Annotated in this window: 25 protein-coding genes; 14 read left to right on the top strand and 11 right to left on the bottom strand. The window is 70.7% G+C overall.

The window, feature by feature from the left end; genetic code table 11:
* Positions 1-18 precede the first annotated feature (18 nt).
* The gene (locus tag AB0I54_RS23370; RefSeq protein WP_363298041.1) at positions 19-1,269 is read right to left on the bottom strand and encodes a YncE family protein; all 1,251 of its coding nucleotides are present in this window, start codon (positions 1,267-1,269) and stop codon (positions 19-21) included.
* Between the two features lie 180 nt (positions 1,270-1,449).
* Between AB0I54_RS23370 and AB0I54_RS23365 the strand changes: the two genes are divergently transcribed.
* Positions 1,450-2,109, top strand: a complete 660-nt coding sequence (locus AB0I54_RS23365) for a TetR/AcrR family transcriptional regulator (protein WP_363298040.1) — start codon at positions 1,450-1,452, stop codon at positions 2,107-2,109.
* Between the two features lie 388 nt (positions 2,110-2,497).
* Here AB0I54_RS23365 and AB0I54_RS23360 read toward each other — a convergent pair whose 3' ends face one another.
* Together AB0I54_RS23360 and ctaD are read right to left on the bottom strand one after the other, a co-directional pair.
* On the bottom strand, positions 2,498-2,833 hold the full coding sequence (locus AB0I54_RS23360) for a hypothetical protein (protein WP_363298039.1): 336 nt from the start codon (positions 2,831-2,833) through the stop codon (positions 2,498-2,500).
* Positions 2,830-4,455: a cytochrome c oxidase subunit I gene (gene ctaD / locus AB0I54_RS23355; RefSeq protein ID WP_363298038.1), complete on the bottom strand. Its 1,626-nt coding sequence runs from the start codon at positions 4,453-4,455 to the stop codon at positions 2,830-2,832. The genes AB0I54_RS23360 and ctaD overlap by 4 nt, the downstream gene beginning before the upstream one ends.
* A 105-nt stretch (positions 4,456-4,560) precedes the next feature.
* Between ctaD and AB0I54_RS23350 the strand changes: the two genes are divergently transcribed.
* Genes AB0I54_RS23350 through AB0I54_RS23340 form a run of 3 tightly spaced genes read left to right on the top strand, consistent with a single transcriptional unit; the run spans position 4,561 to position 6,210 of the window.
* Positions 4,561-5,115, top strand: a complete 555-nt coding sequence (locus AB0I54_RS23350) for a sigma-70 family RNA polymerase sigma factor (RefSeq protein WP_363298037.1) — start codon at positions 4,561-4,563, stop codon at positions 5,113-5,115.
* Entirely contained in the window at positions 5,112-5,243 is a 132-nt protein-coding gene (locus AB0I54_RS23345) for a hypothetical protein (RefSeq protein ID WP_363298036.1), read from the top strand. Before AB0I54_RS23350 ends, AB0I54_RS23345 begins: the two co-directional genes overlap by 4 nt.
* Positions 5,236-6,210 carry a CU044_5270 family protein gene (locus AB0I54_RS23340; RefSeq protein WP_363298035.1) on the top strand — a complete coding sequence of 325 codons (975 nt, stop codon included), beginning with the start codon at positions 5,236-5,238 and terminating at the stop codon, positions 6,208-6,210. Before AB0I54_RS23345 ends, AB0I54_RS23340 begins: the two co-directional genes overlap by 8 nt.
* A 20-nt stretch (positions 6,211-6,230) precedes the next feature.
* Here the strand turns inward: AB0I54_RS23340 and AB0I54_RS23335 are convergent, their stop codons facing one another.
* A complete protein-coding gene (locus tag AB0I54_RS23335; protein WP_363298034.1) occupies positions 6,231-7,079 on the bottom strand; it encodes a hypothetical protein in 849 nt (282 codons plus the stop codon).
* Between the two features lie 60 nt (positions 7,080-7,139).
* Between AB0I54_RS23335 and AB0I54_RS23330 the strand changes: the two genes are divergently transcribed.
* A complete protein-coding gene (locus tag AB0I54_RS23330) occupies positions 7,140-7,688 on the top strand; it encodes a MarR family transcriptional regulator (protein ID WP_363298033.1) in 549 nt (182 codons plus the stop codon).
* Positions 7,689-7,712: 24 nt separating this feature from the next.
* Here the strand turns inward: AB0I54_RS23330 and AB0I54_RS23325 are convergent, their stop codons facing one another.
* Positions 7,713-8,078, bottom strand: coding sequence for a nuclear transport factor 2 family protein (locus AB0I54_RS23325; RefSeq protein WP_363298032.1), 366 nt, complete (start codon positions 8,076-8,078; stop codon positions 7,713-7,715).
* 171 nt (positions 8,079-8,249) lie between these two features.
* Between AB0I54_RS23325 and AB0I54_RS23320 the strand changes: the two genes are divergently transcribed.
* Entirely contained in the window at positions 8,250-8,543 is a 294-nt protein-coding gene (locus AB0I54_RS23320) for a hypothetical protein (protein WP_363298031.1), read from the top strand.
* 111 nt (positions 8,544-8,654) lie between these two features.
* Here AB0I54_RS23320 and AB0I54_RS23315 read toward each other — a convergent pair whose 3' ends face one another.
* Positions 8,655-10,415: an ABC transporter ATP-binding protein gene (locus tag AB0I54_RS23315; RefSeq protein ID WP_363298030.1), complete on the bottom strand. Its 1,761-nt coding sequence runs from the start codon at positions 10,413-10,415 to the stop codon at positions 8,655-8,657.
* Positions 10,416-10,600: 185 nt separating this feature from the next.
* Between AB0I54_RS23315 and AB0I54_RS23310 the strand changes: the two genes are divergently transcribed.
* The 4 genes from AB0I54_RS23310 (at position 10,601) to AB0I54_RS23295 (ending at position 13,735) form a co-directional block, all read left to right on the top strand.
* Positions 10,601-10,888, top strand: coding sequence for a metal-sensitive transcriptional regulator (locus AB0I54_RS23310; RefSeq protein ID WP_363298029.1), 288 nt, complete (start codon positions 10,601-10,603; stop codon positions 10,886-10,888).
* 126 nt (positions 10,889-11,014) lie between these two features.
* Positions 11,015-12,103 carry an S-(hydroxymethyl)mycothiol dehydrogenase gene (locus tag AB0I54_RS23305; protein ID WP_363298028.1) on the top strand — a complete coding sequence of 363 codons (1,089 nt, stop codon included), beginning with the start codon at positions 11,015-11,017 and terminating at the stop codon, positions 12,101-12,103.
* Positions 12,103-12,732 (top strand): MBL fold metallo-hydrolase, encoded by a 630-nt coding sequence (locus AB0I54_RS23300; protein WP_363298027.1) that lies wholly within the window; start codon positions 12,103-12,105, stop codon positions 12,730-12,732. The genes AB0I54_RS23305 and AB0I54_RS23300 overlap by 1 nt, the downstream gene beginning before the upstream one ends.
* A gap of 88 nt (positions 12,733-12,820) precedes the next feature.
* Positions 12,821-13,735 (top strand): SDR family oxidoreductase, encoded by a 915-nt coding sequence (locus tag AB0I54_RS23295; protein ID WP_363298026.1) that lies wholly within the window; start codon positions 12,821-12,823, stop codon positions 13,733-13,735.
* 1 nt (position 13,736) lies between these two features.
* On the opposite strand, the gene AB0I54_RS23290 is transcribed toward AB0I54_RS23295, so the two are convergent.
* The gene (locus AB0I54_RS23290; protein ID WP_363298025.1) at positions 13,737-14,276 is read right to left on the bottom strand and encodes a hypothetical protein; all 540 of its coding nucleotides are present in this window, start codon (positions 14,274-14,276) and stop codon (positions 13,737-13,739) included.
* A gap of 49 nt (positions 14,277-14,325) precedes the next feature.
* Between AB0I54_RS23290 and AB0I54_RS23285 the strand changes: the two genes are divergently transcribed.
* Entirely contained in the window at positions 14,326-15,123 is a 798-nt protein-coding gene (locus AB0I54_RS23285; RefSeq protein WP_363298024.1) for an SDR family NAD(P)-dependent oxidoreductase, read from the top strand.
* A gap of 104 nt (positions 15,124-15,227) precedes the next feature.
* Complete coding sequence (locus AB0I54_RS23280; protein ID WP_363298023.1) at positions 15,228-15,926, top strand: L,D-transpeptidase; 699 nt, start codon at positions 15,228-15,230, stop codon at positions 15,924-15,926.
* Positions 15,927-15,960: 34 nt separating this feature from the next.
* On the opposite strand, the gene AB0I54_RS23275 is transcribed toward AB0I54_RS23280, so the two are convergent.
* Positions 15,961-17,163, bottom strand: a complete 1,203-nt coding sequence (locus AB0I54_RS23275) for a Gfo/Idh/MocA family oxidoreductase (RefSeq protein ID WP_363298022.1) — start codon at positions 17,161-17,163, stop codon at positions 15,961-15,963.
* Between the two features lie 127 nt (positions 17,164-17,290).
* Between AB0I54_RS23275 and AB0I54_RS23270 the strand changes: the two genes are divergently transcribed.
* Together AB0I54_RS23270 and AB0I54_RS23265 are read left to right on the top strand one after the other, a co-directional pair.
* Complete coding sequence (locus AB0I54_RS23270; protein WP_363298021.1) at positions 17,291-18,451, top strand: ROK family transcriptional regulator; 1,161 nt, start codon at positions 17,291-17,293, stop codon at positions 18,449-18,451.
* Positions 18,452-18,551: 100 nt separating this feature from the next.
* Complete coding sequence (locus AB0I54_RS23265) at positions 18,552-18,737, top strand: hypothetical protein (protein WP_363298020.1); 186 nt, start codon at positions 18,552-18,554, stop codon at positions 18,735-18,737.
* Between the two features lie 50 nt (positions 18,738-18,787).
* Here AB0I54_RS23265 and AB0I54_RS23260 read toward each other — a convergent pair whose 3' ends face one another.
* The 3 genes from AB0I54_RS23260 to AB0I54_RS23250 form a co-directional block, all read right to left on the bottom strand.
* Entirely contained in the window at positions 18,788-19,474 is a 687-nt protein-coding gene (locus AB0I54_RS23260) for a class I SAM-dependent methyltransferase (RefSeq protein WP_363298019.1), read from the bottom strand.
* A gap of 127 nt (positions 19,475-19,601) precedes the next feature.
* Entirely contained in the window at positions 19,602-20,984 is a 1,383-nt protein-coding gene (locus AB0I54_RS23255; protein WP_363298018.1) for a S1 family peptidase, read from the bottom strand.
* Between the two features lie 117 nt (positions 20,985-21,101).
* Complete coding sequence (locus AB0I54_RS23250) at positions 21,102-21,932, bottom strand: SAM-dependent methyltransferase (RefSeq protein WP_363298017.1); 831 nt, start codon at positions 21,930-21,932, stop codon at positions 21,102-21,104.
* Positions 21,933-22,089: the final 157 nt, after the last annotated feature.

Below are 22,089 nucleotides of genomic sequence, written 5' to 3'. Positions count from 1 at the left end.
CGGTGGCTGCGCGCGAGGTCAACTCGACGACGGACCCGTCCAGTCGGACTGGACGTGGCCCAGCCGGACCCGCTGCGGATGGTCGCCGACCGCGACGGACGTCACCTTCTGCCCGGTCGCGAAGTCGATGGCGGTGACCTGGTCGGCGCCGCTCTCGGAGACGATGCAGTCCTTGCCGTCGCCGCTGACCGTGGCCCAGTAGGGCTTGGAGGTGGTGACCAGCGGGCCCTCCTGGAGGGTGGCGCGGTCCACCACCGTCGCGTAGTCGTCCATGGTGCCCGCCACGCACAGCTTGGTGCCCGCGGGGTTCATCGAAATGCCGTGGTGGCGCGAGTCGTTGACCCAGGTGGTGCGGTCCTCGCTGGTCGCCGGGTTCTTCGGCAGGGTCTTCATCCGGGTGATCTTGTCGGTGGCGACGTCGTACTCCAGGAAACCGTTGAAGAACGAGACCTGGAAGTAGAGTTTCGACTCGTCGGGCGAGAACACCGCGGGGCGGACGGCGTCGGAGAAGTTCTTGAGGCCGAAGGCGTCCAGCCGGTCACGCATGTCGATGACCTTGACCTGCTTGTAGGTCGTCGCGTCCACGACCGTGATGTGCCGGTCGCCCTTCGTCCAGTCCCAGACCGGGTCGTCGAGGGCGGTGTTGACGTCCCCGATGGACATGTTCCAGATGTACTTGCCGTCCTTGGTGAAGATGTTCTCGTGCGGCTTGTCGCCGGTCGCGAACGACCCCAGCTGCTTGCCGGTGTCGATGTCCAGCACGTGCACGGTGTTGGCGGTCGAGGCGGAGACCGCTACCCGTGTGCCGTCGGGGGACACGGCCATGTGGTCGGCGCGGTAACCGGCCACCGGGAAACGCCAGTTGATCTTCCCGGTGGCCAGGTCGATCGACACGACGTCGGCGAAGCTGGGCCGGGAGACCACGACGGATCTGCCGTCCGGCGTGGAGTACATGTCGTCCACGAACTGGTCGTGGCCCTCGCCGACGCTGTTGCGGATGGCCATGAAGTAGATCCACTTGATCGGGTCGGCGTTGATCTCCGCCATCCGGGCGTCCTTGTCCGGAACGACGTTGATCCGGCCGACCTTCGCGAAGTCGCCGCTGGACTTGATGACGTCCGCGGTGCCGTCCCAGTTGTTGCCGACGAACAGCACCTCGCGCAGGGAGGCGGCGTCCGTGGCGGCCGTGGCGGCGGTCGCGGGGGCGGTGAGGGTCAGGACGAGGGCGGCGGCTACGGAGCAAAGGTGCCTGGGTCTGAAGGCAGGCATGACTGCTCTCTCCTCTGGGTGGGGTGTGGTGGGAGCGGTGCCATGACGGGGCGATGAATCTGAACACGGGGGCATTCAGAGTTAACTTACTGAAAAGTAAGGTGGGGTGGCCTTCTCCACAAGACCGCGTGCGCGACAAAATTGGCTGCGTGGTGGGCGAGTTGGGGACGGGAGGGGATCGTGGGGGGCAGGCTCAGGCCGCCGACCGGCCGCTACGCGGGCAAGTCCGCCGAGGAGCGGCAGGCGGAACGCCGGCGGCGGTTCCTGGACGCGGCGCTCCAGCTCTTCGGTGACGCGCCCGGCTTCCGGGCCGCGACCGTGGCGTCCCTCAGCGAGGCCGCGGGCCTGTCGACCCGTCAGTTCTACGAGGAGTTCCGCACCCTTGAGGACGTCCTCGCCGCACTGCACCTACAGGTCAACAACTGGGCCGAACAGGCCGTGCTGGCCGCGGCGGCCGAGGCCGAGGGGCTGTCGCTCGCCGAGCGCACCGCCATGATCTTCCGCGCGTACGCGGCGAACGTCACCGCCGATCCGCGCCGCATCCGCATCACCTTCGTCGAGATCATCGGCGTCAGCCCACGCCTGGAGGAACAGCGCCTCGCCCGCCGGGCCCGCTGGGTCGAACTGATCTGCGCGGAGGCGAGGGCGGCCGCCGCACGCGGAGAGGCCGCGCCTCGCGACTACCGCATCGCGGCGGCGGCGTTCATCGGCAGCGTCAACGGCGTGCTCCACGACTGGAGCGCCGGCTGGGTGGACGCAACCCTGGACGAGGTGGTCGACGAACTGGTCCGGCAGCTACTGGGGATACTGCGCCCGGGGGACTGGCCGGGACCCACCTGAGCCGACGCCCCGGGCCCGTCCGCCAAGCCGCGCGGCCGCTCCATCGCGGCCAGTACCGGGCCCACCCGTCCTCCTTGAGAGTGGGGCGCCCAGGGCGCGTGCGCGTTCGGTGAACGAGGCGTCCCTGGCGGCCCGTGCGAGGGCAGAGGACAGGGCCGTTACGGTCGGGCCGCGCAGGGGGACGACATTCGGTGCCCAGCCAGGGAGACCGGTCGGGCCGACCGGAACCCCTCGTTGAACTGGATCCGCACCGGCGCGGCCGGCCCCCGGCCCGCGCCCCGCCGGGGGCCCCGAGTCCGCATGGTGGACCGCCAACGGCACCTCACTCGTCCTGTGGACCTGCAACGGCGGCAACAACCAGCAGTGGTCCCGGACCTGACACCGCTGCCTAGGCGGCGGCGAGCACCAGCAGACTCGTCGCCGCCAGCAGGGCACCACCCAGTACGCACCAGGCCACCAGCCGCTGCCTCAGCGCCAGGTATCTGGCCTCGTACATGTGCCGCAGCTCCGCCGCGCGTTCGGCGGTGCGCTGCCACGAGGCGCGGGCCAGCGCGAGGTACTCCGCCTCGAAGTGCCGCTCCAGGTCCTCCCGTTGGGTGTCGGTGAGCCAGCCCAGCCGGGAGGCCGTACGGGCCGCCGCCGCACGGCCCTCCTGCCGTGCGGCGGCGAGCAGCAGATGACCCTCGATCTCCTGGACGAGCGTCCGCTCCTCCCCGGTGCTCATCGCCCGGTCATCTCCCGCTCCATCGACCGCACCTGCGGATGGTGCAGGTCGAACGCCGGGGATTCGCTGCGGATCCGCGGCAGGGTGGAGAAGTTGTGGCGCGGCGGCGGGCAGGAGGTCGCCCACTCCAGCGAACGGCCGTAGCCCCACGGGTCGTCGACCTCGACCTTCTCTCCGTACTTGGCGGTCTTCCAGACGTTGTAGAAGAACGGGAGCAGGGACGAACCCAGCAGGAACGAGAAGATCGTCGAGACCGTGTTGAGCGTCGCGAAACCCTCGACCGCCAGGTAGTCGGGTACACGGCGCAGCATGCCCTGGGCGCCCAGCCAGTGCTGGACCAGGAACGTGCCGTGGAAGCCGATGAACAGCGTCCAGAAGGTGATCTTGCCAAGGCGTTCGTCGAGCATCTTGCCGGTGAACTTGGGCCACCAGAAGTGGAATCCGGCGAACATGGCGAAGACGACCGTGCCGAAGACCACGTAGTGGAAGTGCGCCACGACGAAGTACGTGTCGGAGACGTGGAAGTCGATCGGCGGCTCGGCGAGGAGGACACCGGTCAGTCCGCCGAAGACGAACGTGACGAGGAAGCCCATGACCCAGAGCATCGGTGTCTCGAAGGACAGCGAGCCCTTCCACATGGTGCCGATCCAGTTGAAGAACTTCACACCGGTCGGGACCGCGATCAGGAAGGTCATGAAGGAGAAGTACGGCAGCAGCACACCGCCCGTGACGTACATGTGGTGGGCCCACACGGTCACGGACAGACCGGCGATCGAGATGGTCGCGGCGATCAGACCCATGTAGCCGAACATCGGCTTGCGGGAGAAGACCGGGATGACCTCGGAGATGATGCCGAAGAACGGCAGCGCGATGATGTACACCTCTGGATGGCCGAAGAACCAGAAGAGGTGTTGCCACAACAAGGCTCCGCCGTTGGCGGAATCAAATACATGGGCGCCGAACTTGCGGTCCGCCTCCAGGGCGAACAGCGCGGCCGCGAGGACCGGGAAGGCGAGCAGGATCAGGACGGCGGTCAGCAGCACGTTCCACACGAAGATCGGCATGCGGAACATGGTCATGCCCGGGGCGCGCATGCAGATGATCGTGGTGACGAAGTTGACCGCGCCGAGGATCGTGCCGAAGCCGGAGAAGGCCAGACCCATGATCCACATGTCGGCGCCGATGCCCGGCGAGCGGACCGCGTCCGACAGCGGGGAGTAGGCGAACCAGCCGAAGTCGGCCGCGCCGTCCGGGGTGAGGAAGCCGCCGACCGCGATCGTCGAGCCGAACAGGTAGAGCCAGTAGGCCAGCATGTTCAGCCGGGGGAAGGCGACGTCGGGGGCACCGATCTGGAGCGGCATGATCCAGTTGGCGAAGCCGGCGAACAGCGGCGTCGCGAACATCAGCAGCATGATCGTGCCGTGCATCGTGAACGCCTGGTTGAACTGCTCGTTCGACATGAACTGCAGCCCCGGACGGGCCAGTTCGGCGCGCATGAGCAGCGCCATCACGCCGCCCAGGCAGAAGAATCCGAACGCCGTGAGCAGATAGAGCGTTCCGATGGTCTTGTGGTCGGTGGTCGTCAGCCACTGGACGGCCTTGACGTCTTTGATCCTCTTCACGCCCCGCCTGTGTCCGCGCCGGCCCCACGCGTCACACTCGGACGACGCGACGAGAATCACGGAAAAGGGTGTGACGATCGTGAGGGTGCCGGACACGAACGGAACATGAGCAACGACGAGATCTTCGCCGCTGCCTATCGCGAGCACTACTGGGCGGTCAGCCGCTATGTCGCGCGGCGACTGGGCGGGCGGACCGACGAGGTCGAGGAAGTGGTGGCGGAGGTGTTCACGGTGGCCTGGCGGCGCCGGGCGGACCTGCCTGCGGCGCCGCTGCCCTGGCTGTACGGCGTGGCACGCAACTGCCTGGCGAACGCGGTACGCGGTCATGGACGCCGGCGCAGGCTGGTGGACCGGCTGGGCAACGACGAGAGCGCGCACGGACGGCAGATCGTGCAGAGCCCGGACACCGAGGGACCCGGCGCCTGGGTGCACGACGCGCTCGCCCGCCTCTCTCCCGCGGACCAGGAGGTACTGCGCCTGACGGCCTGGGAGGAACTCGGCATCGACGAGGTCGCCGTGGCCCTCGGCTGCGGCAGCCGGGCGGCGGCGATGCGACTGCACCGCGCCCGCCGTCGGCTCAGGGCCCAGATCGACACCATGCGCCCCGCCGCCACCACCGAGCACGACACCGGCGAAACCGTCGAGGGGGCACGGGCATGACCACTGAACTCCCCGCCCGCAGCCGGGCCCTGGCCGTCGGCAGGGCGCTTCCGAGGGGATCGATGACGACCGACGCTGCCGACGGGGCCTTCCCACAGGGCGCGGAGAAGGAACACCGTCATGGCTGATGAACTCGAACTCCTGCGCCGCGCCAACCCGGTGCCGGTCGACGGTGCCCACTTCGGTGAGGGGCCGCTGGACCATCGGGCCGAGCGGCGGCTGAATCGGCTGCTGCACGATGCGGAGCCCGGCCGCCGCCGTTGGCGCCCGCGGCTGGTGTGGGCTCTCGGTGGCACCGTCGTCGTGGTGGGGACCGTCCTGGCCGTGCTGTTCAGTGGGCCCGGCACCGCTCCCGCCGTCGCCGCGCCCCGCCCGCTGACCGTGCGGGCCCACTCCACCCCCGTACCCCTGAAGCAACTGGCCGAGTTGGCCGAGGCGACCGCCGCTGACGGCTCCCCGAAGCTCCGCAAGGGCACGCACGTGCAGTCCTGGAGCCTCGGGATGAGCGACGACAAGCCGCCCGTCACCCTCCCCGAGGAGCGGATCGTGCGCTGGCGGGCGGACGACAGCCATACGGAACTCGTCGTGGCGACCGACCCGCGTCACCCCGGCCGCCCGGTCCTCACCGACGAGGGCGGTGAGCCGCGCATGGTCGAGGACGGTCATGTCCTCGGCCGGCGGACGTATCCGCCGAGCTGGAGCGACGCCCCGCCCGAGGCCACGCCCCCGCACGACGTCGTACGCCTGCGCTCGTACCTGGCGGAGACGGTTCGCGGCGAGGCATTGGCGACTCCCGAACTCCTCGACGCCACCGAGGAGTTGCTGGACCACTGGACGCTCGGCGCCCGCGAGTCGGCGGCGCTCGTCCGGCTCCTGGCGGACGCCAAGGGCCTGCGGGCCGTCGGACAGGTGACGGACCGGCTGGGGCGGACCGGTCAGGCGTATGTGTACGACACGAAGGGCAACCGCCGGATGCTGGTCCTGGACCCGGCCACCGGCGCCGTCCTCGGACTGGAGTCCACGTTCACCGAGGACGAGCCCGAGTACGGCGTGCGGGCCGGCGACGTCATGGAGTACCGCGCCTGGATGCGCTGATCACATGCGCCGTACGGCGGTCAGGAGCCGTCCCCGGGAGGCGGTGCCGTCGGGTCCGTCCCGGCCAGGAACGCGGTGGCCTGTGCGTGGAGCCGGCCGGCGCCGATCGCCTCCGCCCAGCGGGCGATCTCCGTCGCCAGCGCGCGGGCCCCGGCCTCGTCGCCGGTGTCACGGGCCAGTACGGCGAGCAGCAGCTGCTGGGAGAGCGTGCCGGGCACCGTGCCCGCGCGGGCGCCCAGGGCGGTGGCCCGGCGCCAGCGGTCCAAGGCCAGGTCGTGCTCGCCGGCGTCGTGGTCGTGGTCGCCGAGGTGCCGCAGGGCCTCGCGGGCCAGCAGGTCGTCGGGGCCGGCCTCGGCGGCCCGCAGGGCGGCCGTGTAGTGGGCGGGGGCGGCGGCGCGGTCGGCGAAGTGGTTGTCCGTGATCAGGCCGAGGTACATCGAGGACCAGCCCCGGCGCTCCTCGTCCGGGGCGCGCTCGTGGAGTGCCCGCGCCCCCTCCCGCAGTGCGGTGAGCGACTCGGGGTCCTTGCCCGCCGGGCCGAGGCTCAGCACGCCGCCGACCAGGAGCAGCCGGCCGTAGTCGCGCCGCAGCCGGAGGAAGGCCAGGTCCCAGTCGCCGTCCGGGACCACCTTCTCCGCCTGCGTGATGCGCTCCGCCGCGGTGTCGGTACCGGCGAACCAGTCCCGCTCCAGGGCCACTTCGGCGGCGGCGAGGGCGATCCGGGCGCGGGCGGCCGGCTCGTTGACGGCCGCCGAGTCCAGCAGGCGGTCGGCCCGCTCCCAACGGCCCGTGAGCCGCAGCTCGCGGGCGGCGGCGAGGAGTTGGCCGATGTCCACGACCGTGCTGAGGGTTCTCGGTGCAAGTGTCATGCGGGGGAAGGTAGTTATGGAGGAAATCATCCACAAGAAAACTACTGCGGGAGGCAGGCGATGGAGGATTCGGTCGACCGGCACGTGGCCGTCTGGACCAGGGAGTTGGACTGGCTGGACCCCCTCAAGGAGGCGATCGTCGCCCGGCTGGCGATCCTGGCCCGGCACAACGCGCAGGCCCGCCGGGACGCACTGGACACCGGCGGGCTCAAGCACGGGCAGTACAAACTGCTGTTGATGCTGCGCAGGACGGGACCGCCCTACGAGGCGAGCCCGTCACGGCTGGCGGAGCTGCTCGGGCTGACCCGTGGGGCGCTGTCCGCACGACTCGCCCCCGTCGAGGAGGCCGGGCTGATCACGCGTACCCATGAGAGGGGCGACCGCAGGCGGGTACGGGTGCGGCTCACCAGCGCCGGCCATGCCGCGTTCGAAGCGCACGCGGTGTCGGAGGACGCGGGCGAGGGCGCGCTGCTCGCAGCACTGACCGAAGAAGAGCGGCGGACACTAGCCGATTTGCTGCGGAAACTGGTCGTGGCCGCCGAAGCCGGCCACCCCGCGCCCGCCCCGCCACGGCCCGGGCCGAGAAGGTCCAGGTCAGTCGAGACGTGACCTGGACTCTCGCGACCCCTCTGCCTACTCGTCCCATGCCTGGATCATGATCTGTTCGGCGATCTTGCCCTCGCGCAGCGTGATCATCGACTCGGCGAGGACCCGGACGCCGTCGGCGTACTCGCAGGACTCGGTGAAGGCGGCGTGTTCGCCCTGGATGATGCACTGCTCCAGCTTGTGGGTCATGTCGCGGCTGTAGACGTCGTCGAGCAGCTCGGCTATCGCGGGCCGGCCGTGCAGGACCTTGGGATGGCTGGGCTGGCTGTTGCGGTCGATGATGCGGATCTCGGCGTCGTCCGCGTAGAGCGCCAGCAGGGTGTTCCCGGTGTTCCCCTCTATGCCCCGGCGCAGTGTCTCGGTGTCGAAGGTGGAGCCTGTCGCGGTGCCCATGGTGACCTCCTTCGAGAGCCCGCGGCCCGACGGGGGACGAGCCGTGAGGACCCCTGCTACGAGCCTCCTCCGCCCCGGCGGCCTCGGCAAGCGCAGCCGGGCGCTCCGCCTGTCGGGTGAGGGCAGCCGTGCGCCCGTGTCCGCGCGGGGCCGCGGCACGTTGCTGAAAGCATGATCTCAACACGACGTATCGTCGCCGCCGTCGGTCTTGCCGCCGGGGTCACGGGCCTCGCCGCACCGCTGGCGAACGCGGCCGACGCGAGCGCACCGGACAACGGGAAGATCAATCCGATCGCCATGCTCGACTCGCTCGCCGTCAGCGACATCCCGGCGGAGCGCCGGGCGGAGGTGCCCCGGGTCGCCGACCAGCTGCACTCGATGAACGGGCTGAACGACCTGAACCAGCTGCACCAGGTCACCGACTTGGTCGCCCCGGTGACCGGTCTGCTGCCCGCCGTCCAGTAGCCGGCGCCGCGCCACAACCCCCCGCATCGTGGGCCGTCCGGAACCGGGCGGCCCACGGCCGTGTCCGGGGCCGAGGGGCCCACGTCCGCATCCGGCACTGAGGGGCGCGGGTCAGCCCGCCGTCGCGAGGAACTGCGTCGCCGCCAGCTCCGCGTAGAGCGGATCGGCGGCCACCAGCTCCCGATGCGTGCCCACCGCGCGCACCCGGCCCGCGTCCATCACGACGATCCGGTCGGCCATCGTCACCGTGGACAGCCGGTGCGCGACCACCAGGACGGTGGTCGACCGCGCCACGTCCGCGACCGTGTCGCGCAGAGCTGCCTCGTTCACCGCGTCCAGCTGCGAGGTCGCCTCGTCCAGGAGCAGCAGCCGGGGGCGGCGCAGCAGGGCGCGGGCGATGGCGACGCGCTGGCGCTCGCCGCCCGACAGCTTGGTCCCCCGGTGCCCGACCAGTGTGTCCAGTCCCAGCGGCAGCCTGGCGACCAGGTCGTCCAGCCGTGTCGTCTTCACCACCCGCGCCACACTGTCCTCGTCCGCCTCCGGATTGCCGAGCAGCAGGTTGTCCCGCAGCGATCCGGACAGCACCGGTGCGTCCTGCTCCACATATCCGATGGCCGAGCGCAGCCGGGGCAGCTCCCAGTCCGCCAGGCTCCTGCCGTCCAGCGTGATGTCTCCGGACTTGGGGTCGTAGAACCTCTCGATGAGGGAGAACACCGTCGTCTTGCCCGCGCCGGACGGGCCCACGAACGCCGTCATCCCGCGCGCCGGTATCGCGAAGCTGACCCCGTGGTGCACATACGGCAGGTCGTCGGCGTACCGGAAGCGGACGTCCGTGAAGACGAGGGAGGCGGGCTCGGCCCCCGCGGACGGCAGGGGGGCCGGGGCGGCGGCCGGTTCGGCGGGCAGCCGCAGCGCCTCCTGGATGCGGGCCAGTGCCCCGGCGCCGGTCTGGTACTGCGTGATCGCGCCGACGACCTGCTGGATCGGCGACATCAGATAGAAGACGTACAGCAGGAACGCCACCAGGGTGCCGATGCCGATCGCCCCGGTCGCCACCCGTGCCCCGCCCACGGCGAGGACGGTGATGAAGGCGATCTGCATCGCGAGCCCGGCCGTGTTGCCCGCCGCGGCCGACCACTTGGCGGCGCGCACGCTCTGCCGCCACGACTCCTCGGCGGCCGCGTGCAGGGTCCGCTCCTCGCGGTGCTCGGCTCCCGACGCCTTCACCGTGCGCAGCGCGCCGAGGGTCCGCTCCAGCGAGGCGCCCATCACACCGACCGCGTCCTGGGCCTGCCGGCTCGCCCGGTTGATGCGCGGCACGATCGCACCGAGCACCGTGCCCGCGCCCGCGATCACCGCCACCGTGACCCCGAGCAGCACCGGATCGACGACGCCCATCATCACCACCGTGGCGACGAGCGTGAGCCCGCCGGTGCCGAGGGCGACCAGCGAGTCGGTGGTGACCTCGCGCAGCAGGGTGGTGTCCGAGGTGATCCGGGCCATCAGATCGCCCGGCTCGGTGCGGTCCACGGCCGTGATCCGCAGCCGCAGCAGATACGAGGACAGGGAGCGCCGGGCGCCGAGCACGACCGACTCCGCGGTGCGGCGCAGCACATACGAACCCAGCGCGCCAAGCGCCGCGTTGGCGACGACCAGGCACGCCATCGCGAGCAACGGTCCGGTGATGGAGCGCTCGTGCGCCAGGTCGTCGATCAGTCCCCGGGCCACGAGCGGGAGCAGCAGCCCGGTCGCCCCGGTGACGAGGGCGAGCAGCGCGCCCGTCAACAGGGCCCACCGGTGGGGCCGTACGTATCCGAGAAGGAGCCGCCACACGGGCGGCTCGCTCTCCGTGTCCGTCGCAGCGTCGCTCACGGTGCTCCTCGTCCGGAGTCGGGTGGAGCACTCAGGCTACGTCGGGCGCCTCGAGGGCTGCTGCGGCCCTCGCCCGTGGCAACTCCACCGGCCCGGTGGATGTGATCCTTCCTGGTGACGGGTGGGCGGCCGGTGACCCCAGGGGCGGGTAAAATACCCCTGAGGGTATATGAACGGAGTTGGCTGTGGAGCTGCGGTTCGAGGGTGATGAGCTGAAGTCGGTGCTGAACCGGCTGCGCCGGGCGCAGGGGCAGATCTCCGGTGTGATCAAGATGATCGAGGAGGGGCGTGACTGCGAGGACGTGGTCACCCAGCTCGCCGCGGCCTCGCGCGCGCTGGACCGGGCCGGGTTCGCGATCATCGCGACCGGACTGCAGCAGTGCCTGACCGACGCCGACGGGAACCGGTCGGACGGCGAGACGACGGAGCGGATGAAGGCACGGCTGGAGAAGCTGTTCCTGTCGCTGGCGTAGCGGTGCCCCGGACGACGCGTCGGACGGCATGAACGAAAGATCCATGACGCCGTTGCGCTCCGTGCCGTTACCGATCAGTCACGCGTAGGGTCGAAGGACAGGCACAGCGATGGAAGGGGCCAGGCCATGGCGCAGGAAGTACGCGGCGTGATCGCACCGGGGAAGGACCAGCCGCTGCGGGTCGAGACGATCGTGGTGCCGGACCCGGGGCCGGGAGAAGCGGTCGTACGCGTCCAGGCGTGCGGCGTCTGCCATACCGACCTGCACTACAAGCAGGGCGGCATCAACGACGAGTTCCCCTTCCTGCTCGGCCACGAGGCGGCCGGGGTCGTGGAGTCGGTCGGCGAGGGCGTCACCGACGTGGCGCCCGGGGACTTCGTGATCCTCAACTGGCGCGCGGTGTGCGGGAACTGCCGGGCCTGTCTGCGCGGCCGCCCCTGGTACTGCTTCAACACCCACAATGCCCAGCAGCGGATGACCCTGGCATCGAGCGGCCAGGAACTCTCCCCGGCGCTCGGCATCGGCGCCTTCGCCGAGAAGACCCTGGTCGCGGCAGGGCAGTGCACCAAGGTCGACCCGGCCGTCTCCCCGGCGGTCGCCGGACTGCTGGGCTGCGGTGTGATGGCCGGCATCGGTGCCGCGATCAACACCGGCCAGGTCGGCCGTGGCGACTCGGTCGCCGTGATCGGCTGCGGCGGAGTCGGGGACGCGGCCGTCGCCGGGGCGCGGCTGGCCGGCGCGGCGAAGATCATCGCCGTCGACATCGACGACCGGAAGCTGGACAAGGCGCGCGCCATGGGCGCCACGCACACGGTCAACTCGAAGGAGACCGACCCCGTCGAGGCGATCCGCGAGCTCACCGGCGGCTTCGGCGCCGACGTCGTCATCGAGGCGGTCGGCCGCCCGGAGACGTACAAGCAGGCCTTCTACGCCCGCGACCTGGCCGGCACGGTCGTCCTCGTCGGGGTGCCCACCCCGGAGATGAAGCTCGAACTCCCGCTCCTGGACGTCTTCGGCCGCGGCGGTGCCCTGAAGTCCTCCTGGTACGGCGACTGCCTGCCCTCGCGCGACTTCCCCATGCTGATCGACCTGCACCTCCAGGGCCGTCTCGACCTGGAGGCGTTCGTGACCGAGACCATCCGGCTCGACGAGGTGGAGAAGGCGTTCGACCGGATGCACCAGGGCGACGTCCTGCGCTCGGTGGTGGTGCTCTGATGACCACGCGCATCGAACGCCTCGTCACCTCCGGCCGGTTCACGCTCGACGGCGGCACCTGGGACGTCGAGAACAACGTATGGATCGTGGGCGACGAACGCGAGGTGGTCGTCATCGACGCCGCGCACGACGCCGCGGCCATCGCCGACGCCGTGGCGGACCGCCGGCTGACCGCCATCGTGTGCACCCACGCCCACAACGACCACATCGACGCCGCGCCCGCCCTCGCGGACCTGACGGGTGCCAGGATCTGGCTCCACCCGGACGACCTGCCGCTGTGGAAGCTGACCCACCCGGACCGGGAGCCCGACGCCCATCTGGCCGACGGACAGGTCATCGAGGGGCCCGGCCTCGACCTGACCGTGCTGCACACTCCCGGCCACTCACTGGGCGCGGTGTGTCTGTACGACCCCGGCCTGGCCACCGTCTTCACCGGCGACACCCTCTTCAAGGGCGGCCCCGGCGCCACCGGACGCACCTTCTCGCACTTCCCGACGATCATCGAGTCGATCCGCGACCGGCTCCTCACCCTCCCGCCCGAGACGAAGGTCCTGACCGGCCACGGCGACTCGACGACCATCGGCGAGGAGGCGCCTCACCTGGAGGAGTGGATCGCCCGGGGCCACTGAGCGCCCCGGCAAAAAGGCGACAGAAGATGTCCGGCTTTCCCGTCAGTGTGTACGGCGACAGCAGTCGTACGGGTACGGGAGGCCGGACATGCCAGGTCCGCTGGAGGGAAAGGTCGCGCTGGTCGCCGGGGCGACACGGGGCGCGGGACGCGGGATCGCGGTGGAACTCGGCGCGGCCGGCGCCACCGTCTACGTCACCGGACGCAGCACCCGCGCCCGGCGCTCGGAGTACGACCGCCCCGAGACCATCGAGGACACCGCCGACCTGGTCACCGCGGCCGGCGGCCACGGCATCGCCGTACCGACGGACCATCTGCGGCCGGCCGCGGTACGCGCGCTCGTGGACCGCGTCGCGGACGAGCAGGGCCGCCTGGACGTGCTGGTCAACGACATCTGGGGCGGCGAGAACCTCTTCGAGTGGGACACCCCGGTCTGGGAGCACGACCTGGACAACGGGCTCCGACTGCTCCGGCTCGCGGTCGAGACCCATGCGATCACCAGCCACCACGCACTGCCGCTGCTCCTGCGGCACCCGGGCGGCCTGGTCGTGGAGGTCACCGACGGGACCGCGGAGTACAACCGCGACACCTACCGGGTGAACTTCTTCTACGACCTGGCCAAGACGTCCGTCCTGCGCATGGGCTTCGCCCTGGCCCATGAACTGGGCCCACGCGGTGCCACCGCCGTCGCGCTGACCCCCGGCTGGCTGCGCTCGGAGATCATGCTCGAACACTTCGGGGTCACCGAGGACAACTGGCCGGACGCCCTCGACCGGGTCCCGCACTTCGCCATCTCGGAGACCCCGCGCTTCGTCGGCCGCGCCGTCACCGCCCTCGCCGCCGACCCCGAGGTGGCCCGCTGGAACGGGCAGTCCCTGTCCAGCGGCGGACTCGCCCAGGAGTACGGCTTCACGGATCTGGACGGCAGCCGCCCCGACGCATGGCGCTATCTCGTCGAGGTGCAGGACGCGGGCAGACCGGCGGACGTGACCGGTTACCGGTGACTCACGGCTGGGGGAGGGGCCAGCGCGCGGAGTGACCGGGCGGCAGCGCAAGATCCTCGCGAACGGCGGCGTAGTAGCCCTCGCGGCCGGCGCGCTGCCGCTCCAGCAACGCCTGCCACGTCGCCGGATCACGCTGCTCCTCCCGTTGCTCCTCCCGCAGGTACCGTTCCATCTCCATCACCAGCACGACCCACGTCCGGGCCTTCTCCACCACCGTCGGGCTGCCCAGCAGGATCAGCGCCTCCCCGGACGGATCCCGGGCGATGGCCGCCTCGGCCAGCAACGGCTTCGCCTCCTCCGGCGTCAGGGGATGCGGGTGCGGGTCGATCTCGAAGTGGGCCGCCAGCCGGTACGTCAGTGTGACCGACTTCTTCAGCGTGCGGGCGTAGTCGGCGTACACCGCGAACCTGCGCTCCTCCCAGCGCGCCGCCTGCTCGCGCCGGAACCGGGCCCGATCACCCCTGACGACCGCCAGGTACGAGCCGAGCGCGCCGATCACGACGCCTATCAGGGCGGGGAGTTGCTGCATGAACGCGGACATGTGCGCACGCTAGCCGCCCTGCCGCCCGGTACGGGATTAGGTTTCGCCCATGACTGACCTCAAGCGGTTCGAAGGACACGGAGTTCTGGTCACGGGCGGGGCCCGCGGCATCGGCGCGGCCGTCGCCCGGCGGCTGGCCGAGGAGGGCGGACGGGTACTGGTGACCGACCGGGACCTGCCCGAGGCGCAGAGGACGGCGGCCGCCTTGGGCGAACAGGGCCTGGTGGTACGGGCGTTCGTCTGCGACGTGGCCGACCGGGGCTCCGTGGAGGCGGCCGTCGCCCAAGCCGTCGCATCCTTCGGCTCGCTCGACGTGCTGGTCAACAGTGCCGCGCACTGCACCCCCGACGTGCCCCTCTTCGAGGACGAGCCGGACGACGCCTGGGCCCTCGACCTCGACGTCACCCTCACCGGCGCCTACCGCTGCTGCCGCGCCGCCCTCCCGCACCTGGCCGCATCCGGCCGGGGCGCCGTCGTGAGCATCGGCTCCGTCAACGCCGAACAGGACTTCGGCAACCACGCCTACAGCGCGGCCAAGGCCGGACTCGGCTCCCTGACCCGCACCCTCGCCGGACACGCGGCGGCCCGTGGCGTCCGGGTCAACCTGGTGCAGCCGGGCACGGTCCGCACCTCCGCCTGGGAGGGGCGGGACGACGAACTCGAAGCCGTCCGCGCCCTGTACCCGCTCGGCCGCGTCGGAGAACCGGAGGACATCGCCGCCGCCGTGGCCTTCCTCGCCTCCCGCGACGCCGCCTGGATCACCGGCACGACGCTCCGCGTCGACGGCGGACTCACCGCAGTCAACACCGGTTTCCGCACGGCGCTGGGGCCGTCCCCGGACGAGTGAAGTCGACCGTTTCGTCACAACCTGACCGGCGCCTGCAACCTATGGCGTCGCCCACAGGTCTAGATCTCGGAGACCGTAGACATCGCGGAAGGGATGCACCCGTCATGGGGGACATACGCAGACGAGGCGTCGTGGCGCTCGGCATCACCGCACTGGTGGCGCCGCTCACCATCGCGCTCACCACGGAACCGGCCCAGGCGGCCGCGAGTTGCACCACGCAGGCCGGGCCGTACCAGAAGCAGGTGGAGAAGTTCCTCGGCCGCCCGGTCGACGGCAAGCAGTCCGCCACCGACTGCAAGGCCATCCAGGCCTTCCAGAACAAGCACGGCATCACGCCCGCCATCGGCTACGCGGGTCCCGTCACCTGGGGCGTGATGGACCTCATGAACAAGCAGAAGGCCGTCGGCAGCAACCCCAACAAGGAAGGCAAGTGCCCCACCAACAAGGGGCGCATCGCCTGTGTGAACCTGACGCTCCAGCTGTCCTGGATCCAGGACGGGAACAAGCTCGTCTACGGCCCGGTCCCGGTCCGTACCGGCCGTAAGGGGTACACCACCCGCACCGGTCTGAAGAAGATCTACTGGCGGGACATCGACCACGTCTCGTCCATCTACAACGTGCCGATGCCCTACAGCCAGTTCTTCGACGGCGGCCAGGCCTTCCACTCGGTGGGTCTCAGCATGTGGAACCCGCCGGGCTCGCACGGCTGCGTCAACATGACCACCACCACCGCCAAGAAGTACTGGTCGCTGCTGAAGACCGGCGACGACGTCTACGTGTACGGCCGCAAGCCGGGCACCTGAGGGCACCCGGCCCGGCGCTTCACAGCCCCTCGGTTCAGTTCTCCGGGGCGTCCCCGAAGTCCGGGATCTCCAGCCTGACACCGCCCTGCCGCGCGGACTCGTGCGCGATGATGCCCGGCAGGGTGTAGCGGGCGGCGACCCACGCGTCGACCGACGGCAGTGTGCGCGTGTTCACGGCCGTCACGAAGTCGTCGACCAGGAAGTGGTGACTGCCCTCGTGCCCGTTGTGCAGGTGGTCGAACTCCCGCGGCAGCCGTGACCGGTCGTGCACCGGCGCCGAGCCGGAGGTGAACGCGGCCCGCAGCTCCGGGGCGATGTGCTGGAGCGACGGATCGTCGGGGGACACGGTCGCCTTGGGCTCCAGCAGCTCGGAGATGTCCTTCACCCCGTTCTTGTCCTGCCACAGGGCCACCGTCGCGAGCTGCTCCATGCTCGCCTCCGTGCCGAAGAACCGGAACCGGGACTCGCGGATGTGGGACGGGTAGCCCACCCGCCGGAACTCGTTGGTGCGGAACGAGCCGCCGCCCGCCACCTCGAACAGCGCGGTCGCGTTGGAGATGTCGTTGCCGAACTGGCTGACCTCCTGGTCGAACACCCCGTCCCCGCGCTCGTCCCGCACGCCGATCGCGGAGACGCTCACCGCGTGCGTGCGCCAGGCGCCGAGCACCCCGCCCACCGAGTGCGTCGGGTAGAGCAGCGGGGGATAGCTGGCCGTCGCCTTCCAGTTCTCCCCGCCGCTGTAGCGGTAGGCGTCGTAGAAGCCGAGGTCCATGTCGTGGACGTAGTCGCCCTCGGCGTAGAAGAGCCGCCCGAAGGCGCCGTCGGCGATCTGGTTGCGGGCGTGCACGGTCGCCGGGTTGTACTGGCTGGTCTCGCCCATCATGTACGTCAGCCCGGTGGCCCGGACCTTGTCGATGATCGCCGCGATCTCCTCCGTGCTGATCGCCATGGGGACCGCGGAGTAGACGTGCTTGCCGGCGTCCAGGCCCTGGACGACCAGCGGACCGTGCGTCCAGCGCTGGGTGAAGATCGCGACCGCGTCGACCGCCGGCGACTCCAGCATCGCCTCGTACGAGGGGAAGGTGCCGGTCAGTCCCTCGGCGGCGGCAACGCGCCCGGCGCGCTCGGGCAGGAGGTCGGTCACATACACCTCGCTCACCCCCGGGTGGGCGAGGAACAGCTTGGCGAACTGACCGGAGAACTGGCCGGCTCCGACGATGCCTACAGAGAATGTCATGGCTACTTACTTTTGAGGCAGAACAATCCAGTCGTCAATGGCCGCGTGGATGTCATTCTCATCCGGATCCTTTCGGCCTAGGGTGGCCCTGTTGCTTCCGAAGCGAAAGAAACTCTGCGAGAACATCATGACCACTCATGCCGTCAGCTGGCAGCCGCTGAGTCCCGGGGAGCGCTCCGTGGCGATCGAGGTGCTCGTCAACGGGCCGCTGTCGCGGGCCGGGCTGGCCCGCCGGCTCGACCTCTCGGCGGGCAGCCTCACCCGGCTGACCAAGCCGCTGATCGAGTCGGGGCTGCTCGTCGAGGTGCCCGAGGCGGGCGCCGACGCACAGGTGCGCCAGGGGCGGCCGTCGCAGCCGCTGGACATCGTCGCGGAGTCACGCTTCTTCCTCGGCTTCAAGATCACCGCCGAGATGGTCTACGGCGTCGTCACCACCCTCAGGAGCGATGTCGTCGCCCGTCTCGACCGGCCGCTGACCACCCATCAGCCCGCTGAAGTCGCCGATCTGCTGGGGGAGATGACCGCCCGGCTGGCCGAGCGCTTCCCGGCCCTCGCGGGGATCGGCATCGGGGCGGGCGGTCATGTGCGGGACCGTGCCGTCGTCGGGGATTCGCCCTTCCTGGGCTGGCGGGACGTCCCCCTGGCGGCGCTGGTCGAGGAGCGCACGAGGCTGCCCGTGGTGGTGGAGAACGACGTCGCCGCCCTGGTCGAGGCCGAGACCTGGTTCGGCGCCGGGCGTGGGCTCGACCGCTTCGCCGTGCTGACCGTCGGGGCGGGCATCGGATACGGGCTGGTGCTGGGCGGCAGACGGGTGCCGTTCGCCGAACAGGACCGTGGCTTCGCCCACCACTGGATCATCGACCCGAGCGGCCCCCTGACCCCCGACGGTGAACGCGGCAGCGCCGTGTCGCTCCTCGCGATCCCCAGCATCCGCTATCAGGTCCGGGCCGCCACCGGCCGCGACGCGTCGTACGAGGAGATTCTCGCGGCCGCCGCCGCGGGCGAGCCCATGGCCTCCCGGGTGATCGACGAGGCGGCGCGGGCGCTGGGCACGCTGGTCGCCCAGATCGCCAACTTCGCGATGCCGCAGCGCATCCTGCTCGCCGGGGAGGGGGTCGGCCTGATGAGTGTGGCCGGCGCCGTCGTGGACGAGGCCGTGCGGGCCCGCCGCCATCCGCTGGCCGCGCCGGTCGACCTGGAGACCAAGGTCTCCGACTTCCACGACTGGGCCCGCGGGGCGGCCGTACTCGCCATCCAGGTCCTGGTGCTCGGTTCAGCCGAGGGGTGAACTCACCTGTGCTCCTTGACAGATGGACGTGATGAGCAACACGGTCTGAAATGTCCGGATAGCTCGTACTTACTCACATCGCCTTCACGTTCACCGGCATATGCTTCACATCATGTCCACCACTGTTGAAGCCGCCTCCGAGCGATCGGCCGCGGAGGTCAACGAGGAGATCAGAGCCCTGTGGCTCCGGTCGGGCGGGACACTGACCGTCGAGCAGCGCGAGGAGTACCGGCGCCTGGTCCTGGAGTGGTCCGCAGCGGCCCCGTCCCCGTCGCGGGCGGCCTGAGCGCCGCCCCTTCCCGCTGCCGGGGCGCTCGGGGGCTCCGATCTGCTTCGTCACCCGTGTTGCCTCCGTTTGCAGCGCAGGAAGATCTGCTCCTCGGGCTGCACGTCCCCGCTCGCCGGCGCGTAGCTGTACGAGGTCTCCCCGACGATCTCGAAGCCCGCCGTCACGACCACCTCGCGCAGTTCCTCCCGCAGATAGCCGGACACCCGGATGGTGCTCCCGATGAACGGGATCGTGAAGTCGTCCACGTCCGCCTCCACCATCGACAACGCCAGGAGCCCGCCGGGAGCCAGCAGATGGTGGATGGTCCGCAGTGCGAGGGGGATCTCCGCGCGCGGCAGCATGAGCAGGGAGAAGAAGGCCGCGACCGCGTCGAAGCGGCCGAGGTCGCGGGGGCCGCCGGGCCGCAGGTCCGCGAGGTCGAGCTGGTGGAACCGAGCCTCGGGCACGTTCCGGCGGGCCAGGTCGAGCATCCCCGCCGACAGGTCGACGCCGACGACCTCCAAGCCGGCGCCCACCAGTTGACCCGCGGTGGGAAGCCCGGTGCCGCAGCCCAGGTCCAGCGTGCGGGACCCGGCCGGCAGGGACTCGATGAGCCACTCGGTGGCGGCGATCTGTCCGTCCTTGTGCGGGAACGCCTCGTCGTAGCGGTTGCCGATGGCGTCGAAGGCCTCTGCCTGACCCGTGCGGTCGACGTCTATGTCCGCGTAACCGTGCTCGTCGGTGGGGCTGTTCACGAATAATCTCCCCTTTGGGGACCTCTTGAGATGATTTTTCACAAGTCGCAGGGCCGTGAAACGTCTGACCCGGCCGGAGCGGCTCGTGCCGGAGCGATCACCAAGAGTATTAGCCCGCCGGGGTGGATCAACCCCAGGTCGCCGAGTAATACCGCTGATACGCCCGGCGGTCCGCCTCCGCGCGGAAGTACCGGGTCGCCACCAGGGCGATCAGACTGCCCGCGATGACCAGCAGACCGGGACCGACGTTGCGGGTGTCGGTGAGCCGGGACAGCAGCGTCGCGCCGTCCGTGGTGCCGGTGACCGGGGCCGCGGACCCCGGTGAGGCCGCGCTGGGCGCCACCGAGCCCTGGCCGGCCGCGGTGGACGGCGCGCCGGACGGTGCGGCGTTCTGGCCGCCGTTGGCGTTCTGCTTGGAGACGATCAGCTGGACGCCGAGCGCGGACATCGCCTTCGTCACCGGCTGGAAGAACGTCGTACCGCCGGTGGTGCAGTCGCCGCTGCCGCCCGAGGTCACACCGAGCGCGATGCCCTCGGAGAAGAGCGGGCCGCCGCTGTCGCCCGGCTCCGCGCACACGTTGGTCTGGATGAGTCCGGTGACCGTGCCCTCGGGATAGTTCACGGTCGCGTTGAGCGCGGTCACCTGGCCGTCGTGCAGCCCGCTGGTGCTTCCGCTGCGGAACACCCGCTGGCCGACCGTCGGATCGGCCGCCCCGGTGATCAGCACGCCCTTCCCGCCGCCGACGGCGACCACGTCGGCCCCCTGGCCGGCCTTGCCGGACGCGTACTGGATGAGCGAGAAGTCGCTGCCCGGGAAATTGGTGTTGACCGTCGTGCCCAGCTGCTGGTTGCCCTGGTTGTCCCCGAACCAGATGGTGTTGGGGGGACCGCAGTGCCCGGCGGTGAGGATGAAGTCGCTGCGCCCGTTGGTGACATTGAAGCCCAGGGAACAGCGCCCACCGGTCGACAGGATGGGCTGCGCCCCGTTCAGGCGCGTGGTGAACCTGCCCTCGGTGCGGTTCATCTCCACGAAGCTGCCGATGCCCGTGGCGACCCGGGTCATCCGGGACCAGTCCGCGGCGGAGACGGTCCGGTCCGCCTCGACCACCACCCGGTTCGTCCGGTAGTCCACCGCCCAGGCCGTGCCCGCCACCCGGGGCGCCGAACGCAGCGTGGCGGTGGCCGACTTGAGCTCGTTCATGCTGTGCGACACGATCTTCGCCTCGGCCCCCGCCCGCTTCACCTCCGCCGCCGCCCGCTCGTCGGTGACCGCGACGACCGGGCGGCCGTCGGCGCCGACCCAGCTGCCCGCCGTACGGGCGGTGCCCAGCCTGGACACCAGGGCGGCGCCGGTGTTCCCGGCCGTATCGGCCGAGCTGAGCGGGAGGGCGGACGTACCGGGAGTCTCGCTCGCCATGGCCGTGGTGACCATCGCGCCTCCCAGAAGGAGTCCGCCGACCGCCGCCAGCTGCGTCACCCGCCGGACGACCCGTCGTCGTGCGTGCCTCATGCATGGCTCCCGAACCGTGAACGCGCGGTGTCAACACCGCGGGGCCCTCCGGTCGTTGAGCGCCCTTCCATGCATACGTGGCCCGGCGCGACGGTGTTCACCCCATGGGTGATCTTCTCAGGCCTTGCGGGCCACCCCGCTGAACATGGCCACTTCCTCCGGCTCGGTACCGTCCGTGTTCTCAGGCCGCCAGCGCGAGCAGGACACCACGCCCGGCTCCAGCAGTTCGAGGCCGTCGAAGAACCGGGCGACGTCCTCGGGGGTGCGCTGGGTGAGCTTGGGCGTGCCGTGCTCGTTCCAGAACTTGACCGCCTCGTCCACGTCCGGCATCGACGGGCTGGTGATGGTGTGCGACAGCACGAGGTGGCTGCCGGACGGCAGCCGGTCCACCAGCCCGCGCACCAGGCCGTACGGGTCCTCGTCGTCGCCGACGAAGATGACCACGCCGAGCAGCATCAGCGCGACGGGCTTGCTGAAGTCCAGCGTGCTGGACGCGTGCTCCAGGATCGCGTCGACATTGCGGAGGTCCTCGTCCAGGTAGTCGGTACGGCCCTCGGGCGTGCTGGTGAGCAGGGCACGCGCATGGGCGAGGACGAGCGGGTCGTTGTCGACGTACACGATCCGGGACTCCGGGGCGACGCTCTGGGCGACCTCGTGCGTGTTGTCGGCGGTGGGCAGCCCGGTGCCGATGTCGAGGAACTGGCGTATGCCGACGTCGCCGACCAGATGCCGCACGGCGCGCCCGAGGAAGAGCCGGTCCGCGCGGGCGTACTCGCCGATGCCGGGGTGCAGCTGACGGATCTGGTCGCCGGCCGCGCGGTCGACCTCGTAGTTGTCCTTGCCGCCGAGCCAGTAGTTCCAGATCCGGGCGGTGTGCGGCTGGTCGGTGTGGATGCGGGCGCGCAGCGAGGCGGCGACTTCGTTCGTGGCTGCCGGGTTGTCGGTCACGGGGTCAGCTCCTGGGGCCTGGTGCGAGTACAGCGTCAACACGCAATCTAGACGCCCGAGTTGATCTCCGTCGTACGTCCGGGGTTTTCCACCCTCGGCAGGGGGCCGCGCGGAGCGGCGCCGCGGCCGGCCGCGGCGGGCTGTGCGCCCGATTCCG

The sequence above is a fragment of the Streptomyces sp. NPDC050625 genome, assembly GCF_040654755.1.
GTDB lineage: Bacteria > Actinomycetota > Actinomycetes > Streptomycetales > Streptomycetaceae > Streptomyces.
The sequence above is the reverse complement of the archived record's forward strand: the minus strand, read 5'-3'. Positions and strand labels throughout refer to the sequence as shown.